At 52.2% G+C, this 18,603-nt stretch carries 14 protein-coding genes; 10 read left to right on the forward strand and 4 right to left on the reverse strand.

Features of this window, described 5'->3' with window-relative positions:
- Window positions 1-175: 175 nt before the first annotated feature.
- From pflB to ycaO, 3 genes are all read right to left on the reverse strand, one after another.
- A complete protein-coding gene (gene pflB / locus ACLHV9_RS08080) occupies window positions 176-2,458 on the reverse strand; it encodes a formate C-acetyltransferase (protein WP_024907798.1) in 2,283 nt (760 codons plus the stop codon).
- Window positions 2,459-2,509: 51 nt separating this feature from the next.
- Window positions 2,510-3,367 carry a formate transporter FocA gene (gene focA / locus ACLHV9_RS08085; protein WP_008499974.1) on the reverse strand — a complete coding sequence of 286 codons (858 nt, stop codon included), beginning with the start codon at window positions 3,365-3,367 and terminating at the stop codon, window positions 2,510-2,512.
- 406 nt (window positions 3,368-3,773) lie between these two features.
- Window positions 3,774-5,534 carry a 30S ribosomal protein S12 methylthiotransferase accessory factor YcaO gene (ycaO, locus tag ACLHV9_RS08090; protein WP_176691072.1) on the reverse strand — a complete coding sequence of 587 codons (1,761 nt, stop codon included), beginning with the start codon at window positions 5,532-5,534 and terminating at the stop codon, window positions 3,774-3,776.
- Between the two features lie 126 nt (window positions 5,535-5,660).
- Here ycaO and ACLHV9_RS08095 point away from each other — a divergent pair, with 126 nt between their 5' ends.
- The 6 genes from ACLHV9_RS08095 (at window position 5,661) to ihfB (ending at window position 12,068) form a co-directional block, all read left to right on the forward strand.
- The gene (locus ACLHV9_RS08095; RefSeq protein ID WP_049005470.1) at window positions 5,661-6,353 is read left to right on the forward strand and encodes a DUF421 domain-containing protein; all 693 of its coding nucleotides are present in this window, start codon (window positions 5,661-5,663) and stop codon (window positions 6,351-6,353) included.
- Window positions 6,354-6,515: 162 nt separating this feature from the next.
- Window positions 6,516-7,604: a 3-phosphoserine/phosphohydroxythreonine transaminase gene (gene serC, locus ACLHV9_RS08100; protein ID WP_028019248.1), complete on the forward strand. Its 1,089-nt coding sequence runs from the start codon at window positions 6,516-6,518 to the stop codon at window positions 7,602-7,604.
- Between the two features lie 69 nt (window positions 7,605-7,673).
- Window positions 7,674-8,957 carry a 3-phosphoshikimate 1-carboxyvinyltransferase gene (gene aroA, locus ACLHV9_RS08105; RefSeq protein ID WP_049005471.1) on the forward strand — a complete coding sequence of 428 codons (1,284 nt, stop codon included), beginning with the start codon at window positions 7,674-7,676 and terminating at the stop codon, window positions 8,955-8,957.
- A gap of 184 nt (window positions 8,958-9,141) precedes the next feature.
- Window positions 9,142-9,825, forward strand: coding sequence for a (d)CMP kinase (gene cmk, locus ACLHV9_RS08110; protein ID WP_013097305.1), 684 nt, complete (start codon window positions 9,142-9,144; stop codon window positions 9,823-9,825).
- 111 nt (window positions 9,826-9,936) lie between these two features.
- Window positions 9,937-11,610 (forward strand): 30S ribosomal protein S1, encoded by a 1,674-nt coding sequence (rpsA, locus tag ACLHV9_RS08115; protein ID WP_008499966.1) that lies wholly within the window; start codon window positions 9,937-9,939, stop codon window positions 11,608-11,610.
- 170 nt (window positions 11,611-11,780) lie between these two features.
- Window positions 11,781-12,068, forward strand: coding sequence for an integration host factor subunit beta (gene ihfB / locus ACLHV9_RS08120; RefSeq protein ID WP_008499965.1), 288 nt, complete (start codon window positions 11,781-11,783; stop codon window positions 12,066-12,068).
- A 94-nt stretch (window positions 12,069-12,162) separates the two neighbouring features.
- Here the strand turns inward: ihfB and ACLHV9_RS08125 are convergent, their stop codons facing one another.
- The gene (locus tag ACLHV9_RS08125; RefSeq protein ID WP_255660271.1) at window positions 12,163-12,285 is read right to left on the reverse strand and encodes a hypothetical protein; all 123 of its coding nucleotides are present in this window, start codon (window positions 12,283-12,285) and stop codon (window positions 12,163-12,165) included.
- Here ACLHV9_RS08125 and ACLHV9_RS08130 point away from each other — a divergent pair.
- Genes ACLHV9_RS08130 through ACLHV9_RS08145 form a run of 4 tightly spaced genes read left to right on the forward strand, consistent with a single transcriptional unit; the run spans window position 12,284 to window position 18,581 of the window.
- Window positions 12,284-14,548, forward strand: coding sequence for a ComEC family protein (locus ACLHV9_RS08130; RefSeq protein ID WP_108090344.1), 2,265 nt, complete (start codon window positions 12,284-12,286; stop codon window positions 14,546-14,548). The genes ACLHV9_RS08125 and ACLHV9_RS08130 overlap by 2 nt on opposite strands.
- Window positions 14,549-14,584: 36 nt before the next feature.
- Window positions 14,585-16,333 carry a lipid A ABC transporter ATP-binding protein/permease MsbA gene (gene msbA / locus ACLHV9_RS08135; protein WP_028019244.1) on the forward strand — a complete coding sequence of 583 codons (1,749 nt, stop codon included), beginning with the start codon at window positions 14,585-14,587 and terminating at the stop codon, window positions 16,331-16,333.
- Window positions 16,330-17,307: a tetraacyldisaccharide 4'-kinase gene (lpxK, locus tag ACLHV9_RS08140; protein ID WP_407220370.1), complete on the forward strand. Its 978-nt coding sequence runs from the start codon at window positions 16,330-16,332 to the stop codon at window positions 17,305-17,307. Before msbA ends, lpxK begins: the two co-directional genes overlap by 4 nt.
- Window positions 17,308-17,351: 44 nt before the next feature.
- The gene (locus ACLHV9_RS08145; protein ID WP_028019242.1) at window positions 17,352-18,581 is read left to right on the forward strand and encodes a winged helix-turn-helix domain-containing protein; all 1,230 of its coding nucleotides are present in this window, start codon (window positions 17,352-17,354) and stop codon (window positions 18,579-18,581) included.
- Window positions 18,582-18,603: the final 22 nt, after the last annotated feature.

The raw sequence follows: 18,603 nt of genomic DNA on the forward strand, positions 1-18,603 counted from the left end.
CCGGGGCCTGTGTATGCACAGCTCAAAACCGGCTGTGTTAAGTCTGTTTTGGCTGTTATCCATTAAGTATAGATAGCGGACAAAAGAGACTGAGGTGGAGAGGGTGCTAAAAAGGCCCCACTTGCGTGGAGCCTTTATTGTACGCTTTTTAACGCGTGATTTCAGTCAATTCCACTTACATGGACTGAGTGAAAGTACGGGTGATAACGTCCTGCTGCTGTTCTTTAGTCAGGGAGTTAAAACGTACTGCGTAGCCGGATACGCGGATGGTCAGCTGAGGATATTTCTCAGGGTGTTCCATCGCGTCGAGCAGCATTTCACGGTTCATTACGTTCACGTTCAGGTGCTGACCACCTTCGATGGACGCTTCGTGGTGGAAGTAACCATCCATCAGACCCGCGAGGTTAGTTTTACGCACTTCGTCGTCTTTACCCAGCGCATTTGGAACGATAGAGAAGGTGTAAGAGATACCATCTTTAGCGTAAGCAAACGGCAGTTTAGCAACGGAAGTCAGAGAGGCAACAGCACCTTTCTGGTCACGACCGTGCATTGGGTTAGCACCTGGGCCGAATGGCGCGCCAGCACGACGTCCGTCTGGGGTATTACCGGTTTTCTTACCATACACAACGTTAGAGGTGATGGTCAGAACAGACTGAGTCGGGATAGCGTTACGGTAAGTAGTCAGTTTCTGAATTTTCTTCATGAAACGTTCTACCAGGTCAACCGCCATGTCATCAACGCGAGAATCGTTGTTACCAAACTGCGGGTATTCACCTTCGATTTCGAAGTCTACAGCCAGGCCGTCTTCGTCACGAATTGGTTTAACTTTCGCATATTTGATTGCAGACAGGGAGTCAGCCGCAACGGACAGACCTGCGATACCACACGCCATGGTGCGGATAACGTCACGGTCGTGCAGCGCCATCAGAGAGGCTTCGTAGCTGTACTTGTCGTGCATGTAGTGGATAACGTTCAGTGCAGTGACGTACTGTTTAGCCAGCCAGTCCATGAAGTGATCCATGCGGTCCATCACTTCATCGAAGTTCAGAACGTCGCCTTTGATTGGCTCAGACTTAGGACCAACCTGCATTTTCAGTTTTTCATCAACGCCGCCGTTGATTGCGTACAGCATGGTTTTCGCCAGGTTTGCACGCGCACCGAAGAACTGCATTTGTTTACCAACAACCATTGGGCTTACGCAGCAAGCGATAGCGTAATCGTCGTTGTTGAAGTCCGGACGCATCAGGTCATCGTTCTCGTACTGCAGAGAAGAGGTGTCGATAGACACTTTAGCGGCGAATTTCTTGAAGTTCAGAGGCAGTTTTTCAGACCACAGAACAGTAATGTTCGGCTCCGGAGAAGGACCCATGGTGTACAGGGTGTTCAGGAAGCGGAAGCTGTTTTTGGTTACCAGAGTACGGCCATCAACGCCCATACCACCGATAGATTCTGTTGCCCAGATTGGGTCACCAGAGAACAGCTCATCGTATTCTGGGGTACGCAGGAAGCGAACCATACGCAGTTTCATGACCAGGTGGTCAATCATTTCCTGAGCGTCTTGCTCGGTGATTTTGCCTGCTTTGATGTCGCGTTCGATGTAAGCATCCAGGAAGGTGGATACACGACCGAAGGACATCGCTGCACCGTTCTGAGACTTAACCGCGGCCAGATAGCCGAAGTAGGTCCACTGGATAGCTTCCTGTGCGTTGGTAGCAGGACCAGAGATATCGCAGCCATATTTAGCTGCCATTTCTTTGATCTGACCCAGCGCGCGGTGCTGTTCAGCAATTTCTTCACGCAGACGGATAGTCGCTTCCAGGTTTACGCCGTTTTCCAGGTCAGACTGCAGGGAAACGAACTGTGCGTACTTGTCTTTCATCAGGAAGTCGATACCGTACAGCGCAACGCGACGGTAATCACCGATGATACGGCCACGGCCATACGCATCTGGCAGACCGGTCAGAACGCCAGATTTACGGCAGTTCAGAATGTCTTTGGTGTAAACATCGAATACGCCCTGGTTGTGGGTTTTACGGTATTCGGTGAAGATTTTTTTCAGCATTGGGTCCAGCTCGCGGTTATACGCTTTGCAGGAACCTTCAACCATTTTAATACCACCGAACGGGATGATTGCACGTTTCAGTGGTGCTTCAGTCTGCAGACCAACGATTTTCTCAAGGGCTTTGTTGATATAGCCAGCATCGTGAGAAGTGATGGTGGAAGCAACGGAGGTGTCGAAATCAACTGGCGCGTGAGTGCGGTTTTCCAGTTTAACGCCTTCCATTACGCTGTCCCACAGCTTGGTGGTCGCGTCAGTTGCGCCAGCCAGGAAGGATTCGTCACCTTCATACGGGGTATAGTTTTTCTGAATGAAGTCACGTACGTTTACTTCATTCTGCCAGTCACCTTTCGCAAAACCTTCCCAGGCTGTGGCTAACTTTTCATTAAGCTCGGACATGTAACACCTACCTTCTTAAGTGGATTTTTTATTTACTGCCTGAGAAAACCATCAATGATGATCGTCGCCACGCAGGTAAATGACCCAGTATGTCAACCCAACTAACAGACCCCCACCGATAATGTTCCCGATAGTGACAGGGATCAGGTTATCAGTAATGAAATTCATAATAGTCAGGTGAGAGAAACTTTCCGGGGATGAACCAACTGCGGTCCAGAACTCCGGGCTTGCAAAGTCGCGGATGACAATGCCCATTGGGATCATGAACATATTCGCGATACTGTGCTCAAAGCCGCTGGCAACAAACATCGCAACTGGCAGAACCATAATTAAGGCTTTGTCCATCAGGCTGCGACCCGAGTAGCTCATCCATACAGCCAGGCAGACCATCAGGTTAGCGAGGATGCCGAGAGCAACGGCTTCGATAAATGTGTGGTGCATTTTGTGGTCGGCAGTTTGCAGGACGTTGAGCCCCCAGCCACCGTTGGCGGTCATGTACTCGCCAGAAAGCCACATCAACAAAACAAAGAGCAGACAGCCAACCAGGTTACCCACGTAGACGTTAAGCCAGTTACGCGCCAGCTGACCCCAGGTAATTCTTCCGCTGGCTTTCGCTACGACAATCAGCACCGTTGAGGTGAAGAGGTCGGCACCGCAGATAACGCAAAGAATCAGACCCAGTGAGAAGCAAATACCGCCAATCAGTTTGGCCATGCCGAAAGGCATTCCAGCAGTACCGGTGGTGGCAGTGATGTAGAAGACGAAAGCGATAGAGATGAACACACCAGCCGTGATCGCCAGATAGAACGTCTTCATCGGGTGTTTCGTTGCTTTATAGACACCTGCTTCTTCGGCAACTTTGGCCATCGCAGCAGGGAGTAAAAGATCAAAAGGGTTGTCAGCTTTCACACTAACTCTCTCTTTATTAAGTCGGCGACGAGATACTAACAAAGCATTATAGAAGAGAAATTGATATAGATCATATCTCGCCTGGCTTATAGGCCCGCAGTGTGTATGGTTTTACAACAAATGCGGAGTAAGTATTTGATTATCCGTATAAAAATAAATTTTAAAAGTTATGAAAAGAGTTGAATTTTTTCGTTCGGCCACCTCTAAAACAGTTAATTAATATGGAGTATTTACCATAAAAAGTAACAGTAAAGCCCGGGTTAATATTATTATATTTACCCATGTTTAACTTTATTATTACAATCAACAATCATTGCCGAAGAAAATAAAAAACGGGGCAATGAAATTGCCCCGTAATATAGCCCAGACGATTGAATACGCCTACTGCTGCTAATGTTATGTGCGCTTATTTTGACCAGTAAGCGGCTTTTGCTTTCTGCAGTTTTTCATAGGCGTTCAGCAGTGACTGGTGCGCCGGGAAGGCTTTCAGATCGCTGTCAACAGCCTGCAGACCATAGAACGGCTCTTCGCCACTCAGGGCCGCACTGGCCGCTTCTACCGCCTCAGCACCGTACATCCGTACGAAGGCATTCAGATATTGCAGCGGCTCGCGATCGTCTTCCTGTGCAAGCAACAACAGCGTTTGCAGGCAGCGGTAATAGTTGGTGCGCTCGGCAGAGAAGACCGACTGGTTGAATTCCATGGTCCACTCGGTCCAGGCCAGGGCCTGATCCAAATCGCCACCCGCCAGGGCCAGCATGGCTTTCAACTCCCCGATGCGCAGGGTATACCAGCCGTTGTCTTTACCGGTCGCCAGGCCCAGCAGTTCGCGTATGCGGGTGAAGTCATCGTGACCTTCTTCGTCCAGTTGGGCGATCAGGTTCAGATAATCTTCTTTCTCCCATTCGCTGCCCGGCAGAGCCAGCAGCGTCTCGCGCAGATGCGCGCCCATGCTGTTATTCGCCAGCCACAGATCTTCAGCCGGGTAGATGTCGGACATACCTGGCACCAGAATACGGCAGGCGTAGACGCCAAGGTGTTCGTAGTCGGCAATATAGACTTCCTGATCTTCCGCGTCGAAGATCGCCATCAGCGTGGCGAACTCTTCTTCAGTGGTACCGGCAAAGCTCCAGTCCACGAACGGATAGTCTGCGTCCTGCTTAAACATATCCCAGGAGATCAAACCGCTGGAGTCGATGAAGTGGGTTTCGAGGTTGGTATGCTCGGCCACTTCTTCATCGTCAAACGTTGGCGGGGTGAACACGTCGAGATCTTTCAGACTACGGCCCTGCAGCAGTTCGGTGACGGTACGTTCCAGCGCCACGCCGAAGTCAGGGTGCGCGCCGAAGGAGGCGAAACAGGTGCCGTTGGTCGGGTTAAACAGCACGACGCAGATAACCGGGTATTTACCGCCCAGCGAGCCGTCATACGCAAAGATTGGGAAACCTTCTGCTTCCAGTTTGGCGATGGATTCCACCACGCCCGGGTAGCGCGCCAGCACGTCTGCCGGAATTTCAGGCAGGCTGATAGATTCGGCAATAATGCGGTTTTTGATGTGACGTTCGAAGACTTCGGAAAGACCCTGCACGCGCGCTTCATTGCGGGTGTTACCGGCGGACATACCGTTGGAGACATACAGGTTGCCGACGATGTTCATCGGAATATAGACGGTTTGCTCATCAGACTGACGGGTAAATGGCAGGGCACAGATACCGCGATCGTCGTTACCGGACTGCAGATCGATCAGCATGCTGGCAGTCAGTTCGTTTTCCGGATCGTAGAAGGCACGCAGGCGGGCGTCGAGAATACCTTCCGGCAGTTCGTCATCTTCGGTCAGTGGGAACCATTTTTCGTTTGGATAGTGAACAAACGGGCCGTTAGCGATGGTTTCGCCCAGCCAGAAGTCAGCGAAGAAATAGTTGGTGGACAGACGCTCAAAATACTCACCCAGCGCAGAGGCCAGTGCCGCTTTTTTTGTCGCACCTTTACCGTTGGTAAAGCACAGGGCACAGTCTTTATCGCGAATATGCACGGACCAGACATGAGGCACCGGATTGAGCCAGGAGGCTTCTTCGATGTTAAAGCCCAGGTCGGTCAGTTTCTGCTGGAAGCGAGCGATGGAATCTTCCAGAGCGGCGTCTTTGCCGGGGATAAATGTTTGAGTCATGGCGTTCACTTTTATCGTACGTAAAGCGCGCAATGATACGGGTTTTGCGTGACAGGTGCTATCTCCGGCGAAAATAAATGCCTGAGCTATGCTTATAGCCAGTAACCTACTGTAAGGCATAGAAAAATGAAAGCTTTCGATCTCCATCGGATGGCGTTTGATAAAGTCCCTCCTGAGTTTTTAGGCGAAGTCGCTCTGCGCAGTCTGTATACCTTCGTCCTGGTCTTTCTGTTTCTCAAGATTACGGGCCGTCGTGGCGTCCGGCAGATGTCGCTCTTTGAGGTATTGATTATCCTGACGCTGGGATCAGCGGCGGGTGACGTTGCCTTCTATGATGATGTGCCTATGGTGCCGGTGTTTATTGTCTTTGTCTCACTGGCGCTTATTTACCGTCTTGTCATGTGGCTGATGTCGAAAAGCGAAAAGCTGGAAGACCTGCTTGAAGGGAAGCCGGTTGTAATCGTCGAGGACGGACAGTTGGCCTGGGAAAATGTAAAAAGTGCCAACATGACCGAGTTTGAGTTCTTTATGGAGCTACGCCTGAATAGCGTGGAACAGCTCGGGCAGGTGCGTCTGGCAATAATGGAAACCAACGGGCAGATTAGCGTTTATTACTATTCTGACGAGGACGTAAAGCCCGGTCTCTGTATTTTACCGGACATGCTGATCGAACGTTTCAGAACGGTTCCTGAAGCTGGCGAATATGCCTGCGTACGATGTAGCCACGTGGTTGCGATGCAGCCGGGCGATCGTCAATTATGCCCCCGCTGTGCAAATCCGGAATGGTCGAAGGTTAGCCGGGCTAAACGGCTTACCTGACAGCCATTTTGTCGGTTTTGTCCTGACGAGGCGGTAGATTGTTTTGTGTGACGCGGGACACATTTCGCCGGCTATAAGTTTTAGACATTGCGGCGCGTGTCACTGAATGATAAAACCGATATCCACAGTTATAACTTATGGCTTTTAGCGTGGTGAGGGGAAATGGCTCAAGTCTTTAATTTCAGTTCAGGTCCGGCAATGTTACCGGCAGACGTGCTTAAACAGGCCCAACAGGAACTTTGTGACTGGAACGGTCTCGGTACGTCGGTGATGGAAATCAGCCACCGGGGTAAAGAGTTTATTCAGGTGGCGGAAGAGGCAGAAAAGGATTTTCGCGATCTGCTGAATATTCCCTCGAACTACAAAGTATTGTTCTGTCACGGCGGCGGACGCGGTCAGTTTGCAGGTGTACCGCTGAATATCCTCGGTAACAAAACGACGGCTGACTATGTTGACGCGGGTTACTGGGCGGCAAGTGCCGTTAAAGAAGCGCATAAATACTGCACGCCAAATGTTATCGACGCCAAAGTGACCGTTGACGGTCTGCGCGCCGTTAAGCCAATGAGCGAGTGGCAGCTTTCTGATAACGCAGCGTATCTGCACTACTGCCCGAACGAAACCATTGACGGGATTGCCATCGATGAGACGCCAAACTTCGGCAGCGATGTCGTGGTTGCCGCGGATTTCTCCTCCACCATTTTGTCTGCACCGATTGATGTCAGCCGCTACGGTGTTATCTATGCGGGCGCACAGAAAAATATCGGCCCGGCCGGTTTGACTATCGTCGTCGTGCGTGAAGACCTGCTGGGGAAAGCGCATAAATCTTGCCCGTCGATTCTCGATTACACCGTGCTGAACGATAACGATTCTATGTTCAACACCCCACCTACGTTTGCGTGGTACCTCTCCGGTCTGGTGTTCAAATGGCTGAAGCAAAACGGCGGTGTGGCGCAGATGGACAAGGTTAACCAGCAGAAAGCTGAACTGCTGTATGGCGTCATCGACAAGAGCGATTTCTACCGTAACGATGTCGCGAAAACCAATCGTTCCCGCATGAACGTGCCGTTCCAGCTGGCAGACAGCAACCTGGATAAAGTCTTCCTGGAAGAGTCCTTCGCGGCCGGCCTGCATGCACTGAAGGGACACCGTGTTGTTGGCGGTATGCGTGCCTCCATCTATAACGCGATGCCGCTGGAAGGCGTTAAAGCTCTAACCGATTTCATGATCGACTTCGAACGTCGCCACGGTTAATTACGCTGTTTTCACCCCCGTAGCCCTGCTGCGGGGTTTTTATTATGTTGATTTGAGAGTTAAGTTTTCATGGAATCCCTGACGTTACAACCTATCGCGCGGGTAGATGGCACCATTAATCTGCCTGGTTCAAAAAGTGTCTCGAACCGCGCTCTGCTGCTGGCAGCTCTGGCAAACGGCACCACTGTCCTCACAAATCTGCTGGATAGCGATGACGTACGCCACATGCTCAATGCGCTGAAAGCGTTGGGAGTTCAATACACGTTGTCTGACGACCGCACGCGTTGTGAAGTGACTGGTAACGGCGGTGCACTGCGCTCTGGTGAAGAGCTGGAGCTGTTTCTGGGGAACGCCGGTACCGCAATGCGTCCGCTGGCGGCAGCCCTGTGTCTGGGCAGCAACAATATTGTGCTGACCGGCGAGCCGCGCATGAAAGAGCGCCCGATTGGTCATCTGGTGGATGCGCTGCGTCAGGGCGGCGCGCAGATTGAGTATCTGGAGCAGGAAAACTACCCACCGCTGCGTCTGCGCGGAGGTTTTACCGGCGGAAGCGTTGAGGTTGACGGCAGCGTCTCCAGCCAGTTCCTGACGGCACTGCTGATGACTGCACCGCTGGCACCGCAGGACACGGTTATCACCATTAAGGGTGATCTGGTTTCCAAACCGTATATTGATATCACTCTGCACCTGATGAAAACCTTCGGTGTTGAGGTGGAGAACCAGTCTTATCAGCGCTTCGTGGTGCGTGGAGCACAGCAATATCAATCCCCGGGTAGCTACCTTGTTGAAGGTGATGCTTCCTCTGCATCCTATTTCCTGGCCGCTGGAGCAATTAAAGGCGGCACCGTAAAAGTGACCGGTATTGGCCGAAACAGCGTGCAGGGCGATATCCGTTTTGCGGACGTGCTGGAAAAAATGGGCGCTATTGTCACCTGGGGCGATGACTTCATCTCCTGTACCCACGGCGAGCTGAACGCCATCGACATGGACATGAACCATATCCCGGATGCGGCGATGACCATTGCCACGGCGGCGCTGTTTGCCAAAGGCACCACCACGCTGCGTAACATCTACAACTGGCGCGTAAAAGAGACGGACCGCCTGTTCGCAATGGCGACAGAGTTGCGAAAAGTCGGTGCCGAGGTGGAAGAGGGCGAAGACTACATTCGCGTGACCCCTCCGGCAAAACTGCAGTTTGCGGAAATCGGAACCTACAACGATCACCGTATGGCGATGTGTTTCTCGCTGGTGGCGCTGTCAGACACGCCGGTCACCATTCTTGACCCGAAATGTACCGCGAAAACCTTCCCGGACTACTTCGAACAGCTGGCACGCATTAGCACGCTGGCCTGATGATGTTTTGCCGCATCATCTGATGCGGCATTTCCTTACGCTTCCTGACGTTCATTTCCGTTCATTTCTTCTACATCTGCTTCAATCATTCCGTAATTTGCACGCAAAGGTAACAGTTGCGCACGTTGGCGCGTATAATGCGCGGCGTTCATGTAAACGGTATGCCTTATTTAAGGAGAAAAAGATGACGGCAGTTGCCCCGGTAATCACCATTGATGGGCCTAGTGGCGCAGGGAAAGGTACTCTGTGCAAAGCGATGGCGGAAGCATTGCAATGGCATCTTTTAGATTCGGGAGCAATCTATCGCGTGCTGGCTCTGGCAGCGCTGCATCACCATGTGGATGTTGCGTCTGAAGAAGCGCTGGTACCGCTGGCTGCGCATCTGGATGTGCGTTTTGTCTCGACCGATGGCAACCTGGAAGTCATCCTGGAAGGGGAAGACGTAAGTGGCGAAATTCGTACTCAGGAAGTCGCGAATGCGGCCTCTCAGGTGGCGGCTTTCCCGCGCGTTCGCGAGGCTCTGTTACGCCGTCAGCGCGCTTTCCGTGAAGCCCCGGGTCTGATCGCCGACGGACGCGATATGGGAACCGTGGTATTCCCTGATGCGCCAGTGAAAATTTTCCTTGACGCCTCTTCTGAAGAACGTGCTCAACGCCGCATGCTTCAGTTGCAGGAGAAGGGGTTTAGTGTTAACTTTGATCGCCTTTTATCCGAGATAAAAGAGCGTGATGACCGCGATCGTAACCGCGCCGTCGCCCCACTTGTTCCTGCAGAAGATGCATTAGTTCTGGATTCAACCAGTTTAACTATTGAGCAAGTGATTGAAAAAGCGCTACAATATGCGCGCCAAAAACTGGCACTCGCGTAATCGCGACCGATTTAGCAGTACCCCCGCTGCAATGGATTGACGGCGGGTATGTGAAACAACCCCATCCGGCACGGAGCCAGGTGGACGTTAATATTAACCTGAAGATTAAACATGACTGAATCTTTTGCTCAACTGTTTGAAGAATCCTTAAAAGAAATCGAAACCCGTCCGGGTTCCATCGTTCGCGGTGTTGTTGTTGCTATCGACAAAGACGTAGTACTGGTTGACGCCGGTCTGAAATCTGAGTCCGCCATTCCGGCAGAGCAGTTCAAAAACGCCCAGGGCGAGCTGGAAATCCAGGTTGGTGACGAAGTTGACGTTGCTCTGGACGCAGTAGAAGACGGCTTCGGTGAAACCCTGCTTTCTCGTGAGAAAGCTAAACGTCACGAAGCATGGATCACGCTGGAAAAAGCTTACGAAGAAGCTGAAACTGTGGTCGGTGTTATCAACGGCAAAGTTAAAGGTGGCTTCACTGTTGAGCTGAATGGTATTCGTGCGTTCCTGCCAGGTTCTCTGGTAGACGTTCGTCCAGTCCGTGACACCCTGCACCTGGAAGGCAAAGAGCTTGAGTTCAAAGTAATCAAGCTGGACCAGAAGCGTAACAACGTTGTTGTTTCCCGTCGTGCTGTTATCGAGTCCGAAAACAGCGCAGAACGCGATCAGCTGCTGGAAAACCTGCAGGAAGGCATGGAAGTCAAAGGTATCGTTAAGAACCTCACTGACTACGGCGCATTCGTTGACCTGGGCGGCGTTGATGGCCTGCTGCACATCACCGACATGGCGTGGAAACGCGTTAAGCACCCAAGCGAAATCGTGAACGTGGGCGACGAAATCACTGTTAAAGTGCTGAAGTTCGACCGCGAGCGTACTCGTGTATCCCTCGGCCTGAAACAGCTGGGCGAAGATCCATGGGTAGCTATCGCTAAGCGTTACCCAGAAGGTACTAAACTGACTGGTCGCGTTACTAACCTGACTGACTACGGCTGCTTCGTTGAAATCGAAGAAGGCGTTGAAGGTCTGGTGCACGTTTCCGAAATGGACTGGACCAACAAAAACATCCACCCATCCAAAGTTGTTAACGTTGGTGATGTAGTGGAAGTGATGGTTCTGGATATCGACGAAGAACGTCGTCGTATCTCCCTGGGCCTGAAACAGTGCAAAAACAACCCATGGCAGCAGTTCGCGGAAACCCACAACAAGGGTGACCGTGTTGAAGGTAAAATCAAGTCTATCACTGACTTCGGTATCTTCATCGGCCTGGACGGCGGCATCGATGGCCTGGTTCACCTGTCTGACATCTCCTGGAACGTTGCAGGCGAAGAAGCAGTTCGTGAATACAAAAAAGGCGACGAAATCGCTGCAGTTGTTCTGCAGGTTGACGCAGAGCGTGAGCGTATCTCCCTGGGCGTTAAACAGCTCGCAGAAGATCCGTTCAACAACTGGGTTGCACTGAACAAGAAAGGCGCAATCGTAAACGGTAAAGTGACTGCAGTTGACGCTAAAGGCGCAACCGTAGAACTGGCTGACGGCGTTGAAGGTTACCTGCGCGCTTCTGAAGCTTCCCGTGACCGCGTTGAAGATGCCACTCTGGTTCTGAACGTAGGCGACGACGTTGAAGCTAAGTTCACCGGTGTTGACCGTAAGAACCGTGCAATCAGCCTGTCTGTTCGTGCTAAAGACGAAGCTGATGAGAAAGATGCAATCGCAACTGTTAACAAACAGGAAGATGCAAACTTCTCTAACAACGCAATGGCTGAAGCTTTCAAAGCAGCTAAAGGCGAGTAATATCAAGTTCTCAGCATCATTTGAGCTGTAATGCATTTACAGCGTGAAGGATGAGGAGCAAACTTGACAGATTGCAGGATTCGTCCTGTAATCAATAACAAAGGGCGGCTACGGCCGCCCTTGTTTAATGAGCTGTTCAGCTAATTGGTTTGAAAGGAACCGGAGGAATCATGACCAAGTCAGAATTGATTGAAAGACTTGCCAGTCAGCAACCGCATATCCCTGCCAAGGCAGTGGAAGATGCCGTAAAAGAGATGCTGGAGCATATGGCCTCCACTCTTGCCCAGGGCGAGCGCATTGAAATCCGCGGTTTCGGTAGTTTTTCTCTGCACTATCGTGCTCCACGCACCGGGCGTAACCCGAAAACGGGTGATAAAGTCGAGCTGGAAGGTAAGTACGTTCCACACTTTAAGCCGGGTAAAGAACTGCGCGACCGCGCCAATATTTACGGTAACTGAGTTTAGCCATCGGGTTAAACTGGGTTCGAAAGAAAGCACCTGCGGGTGCTTTTTTTGTCTTTATCGTTTCAATTCTGAAGAAACCGCGCATTTTTCATTTCGCTTTCTGCAAACCAATAAAATCAATACAGCGCTTGCTGTAAAACGCATTTTTCTCAACTGACGGCTCACCCTGCCTGCCTGCATACTGCCTTTCCTGAGACAGGGAGGTAGTCATGAGAATTCCCGCTATTAGCGTCTGTGCCATTCTGGCGATAACTCCGTTACTCTGGTTACCTGAACTGCCACCACGCTATTTCGTGTGGATAATGATTGTTGGCGGAATAGGGCTGGCCGCGCAGCGGCGCGTACGACTGAAATATGTGGGGATCGGTTTATTATTTTGCGTATGGGGAATTCTTTCCGCTCAAGAGAGCGTCTGGCCAATGCAACATTTAACGTCAGATGCTGTACATGCTGAGGTAGAGATCACCGCCACTGATGGTTCAACAATGCATCAGGGAAAGATTATCAGCGTCGATGGCCAACGCGGGTGGACATCGGCTGGCGTAACATTGTATGGCAATGCACTGCCGCAAAAGGTTTGTGCCGGCCAGCGCTGGGCCATGACGCTCAGACTTAGGCCTGTACATGGAGAATTAAATGACGGGGGCTACGATCTTCAGCGAAGCGCGTTTGCCCAACATCAAACACTGAGTGGGCGCTTCACCCATGCGGAACTCGTCGATGGACGCTGTAGCCTGCGTGCTCAATACCTGATGTCACTGCAAAACCGGCTTTCTTCTTATCAATGGGGGGCTGTTATCCTTGGATTGGGGATGGGAGAACGTCTGGACGTACCCCAGGAAATAAAAGACCTGATGCGGGAAACCGGCACACTCCATCTGATGGCAATTTCAGGACTGCATATCGCGATGGCAGCATCCATCGCCTGGCTACTCGCACGTGGGTTCCAGTTTTTATTACCCTGCCACTGGATCCGCTGGCAGATGCCTCTGCTGGCTGGGGTGGTTTTTGCTGCCTTCTATGCCTGGCTTACTGGTCTGCAACCCCCGGCATTGCGAACGGTTACCGCCATTACTATGCTGGCGGCGTTGCGGATCGCCGCCCGTCAATGGTCCCCCTGGGAGATCTGGTTTTGCTGTGTTGCGGCAATCCTGCTAATCGATCCATTAGCTGTGCTTTCACAGAGTCTGCTCTTGTCAGCCTTTGCGGTTACCGCACTGATTTTCTGGTTTCAGTGGTTGCCTCTTCCTCACGGACACAGGGCTCGCTGGATGCGGCCACTACTGAATCTGCTTTATCTTCAGATAGGAATGCTGCTGTTGCTCATGCCTTTGCAGGTCCTGATTTTCCATGGCTTCAGCATCTCTTCCCTGGTTGCGAATCTCTTTGCCGTTCCCCTGGTGACATTGGTCTCTGTCCCGCTGATCCTGCTCGGTATGCTGCTTCATCTGCTTCCACTGACGGCCCTGGAAAGTACCATCTGGTTTGCAGCCGAAAAGTCTCTGGCGGTATTGTTCTGGCTGCTGATGCGCCTGCCTGATGGCTGGCAAAATGTGGATCAACGCTGGCAGTCCCTCACATTACTCCCCTGGCTTATCATTGTTGGCTGGCGGTTTCGTGCCTGGAGCAGTGTTCCTGCCGTTTGCCTGGCTGGAAGTGTCATACTCACATTTCCCCTCTGGCGAACGGCAAAAAGCGATAGCTGGACGTTACATATGCTGGATGTGGGGCAGGGCCTGGCAATGGTTATTGAAAGACAGGGAAAAGCCATTCTCTATGATACCGGGCTCGCCTGGCCAGGCGGCGATAGTGCGCAGCGGTTAATTATTCCGTGGCTCCGTTGGCATCACCTGCGACCAGAAGGCGTAATTCTCAGTCATGAGCATCTTGACCATGCGGGAGGGCTGGTATCGCTGCAAAAAACATGGCCTGATTTGTGGATAAGAAGTCCATTACGCCAAGCGGGACATCATCCCTGTTTTCGTGGGCAGAGATGGATTTGGCAGGGGTTGACCTTCGCCGTCCATTGGCCACCTGAAAATTATCCTGCTCAAGGAAACAACCACTCCTGTGTGGTAAAAATTGACGACGGCGAGCAGAGTGTTCTGCTGACAGGGGACATTGAAGCGCAAGCGGAACAGGCAATGCTCAGCCATTACTGGCGTAATGTGACGTCTACACTCATACAGGTACCTCATCATGGCAGTAAGACGTCTTCTTCATTGCCACTGGTTCAACGGGTAGAAGGGCAAATTGCCCTGGATTCGGCGGCACGCTATAACGCATGGCGATTTCCGTCGGCGAAAGTGGTTCGACGTTATCGAAAAGAGGGATATATCTGGCATGATACCCCCCATTCTGGACAAATATCGGTGACATTTTCGCAACATCGCTGGCAAATCCTGCGCTTGCGAGAGCAATTTTTACCACGTTGGTATCATCAGTGGTTTGGCGCGCCCGTAGATAACGGGTAGAATATGCGGCTATTTCAACAAATGCTGGTTTTTTGAATGCATAACGACAAAGATCTCTCCACGTGGCAAACCTTCCGCCGACTCTGGCCGATGATTGCGCCCTTTAAACCAGGCTTGATCGTGGCGGGTGTAGCGTTAATCCTCAACGCAGCCAGCGATACTTTTATGCTATCGCTTCTCAAACCGTTACTGGACGACGGTTTTGGTAAAACGGATCGCTCAGTGTTGCTATGGATGCCTCTGGTGGTTATCGGACTGATGATCTTACGCGGCATCACCAGCTATATCTCCAGCTACTGTATTTCCTGGGTATCAGGGAAAGTGGTTATGACTATGCGTCGCCGTCTGTTCAGTCACATGATGGGCATGCCGGTCTCATTCTTTGATAAACAGTCGACCGGGACGCTGCTGTCTCGCATTACCTACGACTCAGAACAGGTTGCCTCCTCGTCATCAAGCGCACTGATTACCGTTGTGCGTGAGGGCGCGTCGATTATCGGCCTGTTCGCGATGATGTTCTATTACAGCTGGCAGCTGTCGATCATCCTTATCGTTCTGGCACCGGTGGTTTCTATTGCGATTCGCGTCGTCTCAAAACGTTTCCGCAATATCAGTAAGAATATGCAGAACACCATGGGGCAGGTGACGACCAGTGCAGAACAGATGCTGAAAGGACATAAAGAGGTGTTGATTTTCGGCGGTCAGGAAGTCGAAACCCACCGCTTTGACAAAGTCAGCAACAAAATGCGCCTGCAGGGGATGAAAATGGTGTCGGCCTCTTCAATCTCTGACCCTGTTATTCAGCTGATTGCCTCTCTGGCACTGGCATTCGTTCTGTATGCGGCAAGCTTCCCTAGCGTGATGGAGACGCTGACGGCGGGTACTATCACCGTGGTCTTCTCCTCGATGATTGCTCTGATGCGTCCACTGAAATCGCTGACAAACGTCAATGCCCAGTTCCAGCGTGGGATGGCTGCTTGTCAGACTCTCTTCAGCATTCTGGATTCCGAGCAGGAGAAAGATGAAGGTACACGCGTGATTGAGCGCGCCCGTGGCGATGTCGAATTCCGCAATGTCACTTTCGCCTATCCTGGCCGTGAAACTCCGGCCCTGCGCAACATCAACCTGACCATTCCGGCGGGGAAAACTGTTGCACTGGTTGGTCGTTCCGGTTCAGGTAAATCGACCATTGCCAGCCTGATCACCCGTTTCTATGATATTAACGAAGGTGAGATTCTGTTGGATGGCCATGACCTGCGAGAGTACACCCTGCAGTCGCTGCGTAACCAGGTTGCGCTGGTCTCACAGAACGTGCATCTGTTCAACGATACTGTTGCAAACAACATTGCTTATGCACGCACTGATGAATACAGCCGCGAGCAGATTGAAAACGCCGCGCGTATGGCGTACGCAATGGACTTTATCAACAAGATGGATAACGGACTGGATACCATAATCGGTGAGAACGGGGTGCTACTCTCCGGTGGGCAGCGTCAACGTATCGCCATTGCGCGTGCGCTGCTGCGCGATAGCCCAATTCTGATCCTTGATGAAGCGACCTCGGCGCTGGATACGGAATCGGAACGCGCGATTCAGTCAGCCCTGGATGAACTGCAAAAGAACCGTACATCGCTGGTGATTGCACACCGTCTGTCGACTATCGAGCAGGCTGATGAAATCGTCGTGGTTGAAGATGGCATCATTGTTGAACGCGGAAGTCATACTGATTTGCTGGAGCACCGTGGTGTTTACGCCCAGCTTCATAAGATGCAGTTTGGCGCATGATTGCACGCATCTGGTCCGGTGAATCGCCGCTGTGGCTACTGCTTCTACCGCTCTCCTGGCTTTATGGCCTGGTGAGCGGTGTCATTCGTCTTCTTTATCGTCTGGGGCTCAAACGCGCATGGCGCGCGCCGGTTCCGGTAGTGGTTGTCGGTAACCTCACCGCCGGTGGCAACGGTAAAACGCCAGTCGTTATCTGGCTGGTGGAACAGTTGCAAAAACGCGGTATACGCCCCGGCGTAGTGTCGCGCGGGTATGGCGGCAAGGCAACGCATTACCCACTGCTGCTGACGGATGAAACATCGACTGCTGAAGCGGGTGATGAACCGGTTTTAATTTACCAGCGTACCGGCACTCCGGTTGCGGTTTCTCCGGTGCGCAGCGACGCCGTGCAGGCACTGCTTGCAGAACATGCGGTACAAATCATCATCACTGATGATGGTCTGCAGCATTATGCTCTGGCGCGTGACAAAGAGATTGTGGTTATTGATGGCGTTCGTCGTTTTGGCAATGGCTGGTGGCTGCCGGCCGGGCCGATGCGCGAACGCGCTTCACGTCTGAAATCCGTAGATGCGGTCATTGTGAATGGCGGTGTGGCAAAAACGGGTGAAATCCCTATGCATCTCCATCCTGGTCTGGCGGTGAATTTGCAGACCGGGGAACGCCGGGAAGTTGCACAACTTCCCGCCCTGGTGGCGATGGCCGGTATTGGCCATCCTCCACGTTTCTTCACGACGCTGGAACAGTGTGGCGCACAGCTTGAAAAATGTGTGCCGCTGGCGGACCACCAGGCGCTGGTGGAACAGCAGGTCGATGCCCTGACTATGCCGGGACAGACGCTGATCATGACCGAAAAAGATGCGGTGAAATGCCGTGCCTTTGCAAAAGAAAACTGGTGGTACCTGCCGGTTGACGCTGAACTCAGCGGCGAGCAACGGGAACAATTACTCAAGGAACTGATCGCGTTGGTGAAGTGAAGGCTTACGCGGTTCTGGTGGCGCTTTGACTGACAGGAAAACGCATGTCTTTACCGCAACTCTCGCTTTCAGCCGCACGTAATTTGCACCTTGCTGCGCAGGGGTTACTCAAAAAACCCCGTCGCCGCGCGCAATCTGCCGATATCCTCTCTACCGTTCAGCGCATGTCGCTACTTCAAATCGACACCATTAACATCGTGGCCCGTAGCCCTTATCTGGTGCTGTTTAGCCGTCTGGGGAATTATCCCTCGCAATGGCTGGATGAGGCTCTCAGCAAAGGGGAGTTAATGGAGTACTGGGCGCACGAAGCCTGTTTCCTGCCTCGCAGTGATTTTGCCCTGGTTCGTCACCGGATGCTTGCTCCGGAGAAGATGGGCTGGAAGTACCGGCAAGAGTGGATGCTGGAACATGCAACTGAGATTGAGCAACTCATCCGCCACATTCAGGAAAACGGACCTGTACGTTCTGCCGATTTTGAGCATCCGCGAAAAGGTACGAGCGGCTGGTGGGAGTGGAAGCCGCACAAACGCCATCTTGAAGGACTGTTTACGTCAGGCCAGGTCATGGTGATTGAACGGCGTAATTTTCAGCGTGTATACGACCTGACCCATCGTGTGATGCCTCACTGGGACGATGAGCGTGACTTATTGACTCAGGAAGCGGCTGAGGATGTCATGCTGGAAAACAGTGCCCGCAGTCTGGGTATTTTCCGCCCACAGTGGCTGGCAGATTATTACCGCCTGCGCCAGCCCGCGCTGAAACCATTGCTGGAAATATGGCAGCGCGAACAGCGAGTCGTTCCCGTCACAGTGGAAACACTGGGAGAAATGTGGCTGCATTCGGAGCTACTTCCGCTTCTGCCTCAGGCTCAGGAAGGAAAACTTCAGGCAACACATAGCGCGGTGCTGTCTCCTTTCGATCCGGTGGTTTGGGACAGAAAAAGAGCCGAGCAACTGTTCGGTTTTACTTACCGACTGGAGTGCTACACTCCAGCCCCGAAGCGCCAGTATGGTTACTTTGTTCTGCCTCTGCTGCACAAGGGGCAGCTTGTCGGGCGCATGGACGCCAAAATGCACCGTAAAACCGATACGCTTGAGGTCATCGCGCTCTATCTGGAAGAGGGTATCAGAGTGTCAGCGAGTCTGGAAAAAGGGTTAGCGTCCGCTATAAGTGATTTTGCTCGCTGGCAGGGGGCCAGCAACGTGACGCTGGGGCGGGTACCTGACGGACTGTTTACAACCTGCCGAAGTGGCTGGGAAACAGGCACTCTCTGAAAAGGGAATGTGGTAAGCTTTA

This window comes from Enterobacter sp. CPE_E890, assembly GCF_046521475.1.
In the GTDB taxonomy this organism is placed as follows: Bacteria; Pseudomonadota; Gammaproteobacteria; order Enterobacterales; family Enterobacteriaceae; genus Enterobacter; species Enterobacter adelaidei.

Excerpts from the sequence above, each read along its gene's own strand:
- ycaO (WP_176691072.1), bottom strand. The coding sequence starts at position 5,534 with ATGACTCAAACATTTATCCCCGGCAAAGACGCCGCTCTGGAAGATTCC.
- lpxK (WP_407220370.1), top strand. The coding sequence starts at position 16,330 with ATGATTGCACGCATCTGGTCCGGTGAATCGCCGCTGTGGCTACTGCTT.
- ACLHV9_RS08145 (WP_028019242.1), top strand. The coding sequence starts at position 17,352 with ATGTCTTTACCGCAACTCTCGCTTTCAGCCGCACGTAATTTGCACCTT.
- ACLHV9_RS08130 (WP_108090344.1), top strand. The coding sequence starts at position 12,284 with ATGAGAATTCCCGCTATTAGCGTCTGTGCCATTCTGGCGATAACTCCG.
- aroA (WP_049005471.1), top strand. The coding sequence starts at position 7,674 with ATGGAATCCCTGACGTTACAACCTATCGCGCGGGTAGATGGCACCATT.
- cmk (WP_013097305.1), top strand. The coding sequence starts at position 9,142 with ATGACGGCAGTTGCCCCGGTAATCACCATTGATGGGCCTAGTGGCGCA.
- ihfB (WP_008499965.1), top strand. The coding sequence starts at position 11,781 with ATGACCAAGTCAGAATTGATTGAAAGACTTGCCAGTCAGCAACCGCAT.
- ACLHV9_RS08095 (WP_049005470.1), top strand. The coding sequence starts at position 5,661 with ATGAAAGCTTTCGATCTCCATCGGATGGCGTTTGATAAAGTCCCTCCT.
- pflB (WP_024907798.1), bottom strand. The coding sequence starts at position 2,458 with ATGTCCGAGCTTAATGAAAAGTTAGCCACAGCCTGGGAAGGTTTTGCG.
- msbA (WP_028019244.1), top strand. The coding sequence starts at position 14,585 with ATGCATAACGACAAAGATCTCTCCACGTGGCAAACCTTCCGCCGACTC.
- rpsA (WP_008499966.1), top strand. The coding sequence starts at position 9,937 with ATGACTGAATCTTTTGCTCAACTGTTTGAAGAATCCTTAAAAGAAATC.
- serC (WP_028019248.1), top strand. The coding sequence starts at position 6,516 with ATGGCTCAAGTCTTTAATTTCAGTTCAGGTCCGGCAATGTTACCGGCA.
- ACLHV9_RS08125 (WP_255660271.1), bottom strand. The coding sequence starts at position 12,285 with ATGACTACCTCCCTGTCTCAGGAAAGGCAGTATGCAGGCAGGCAGGGT.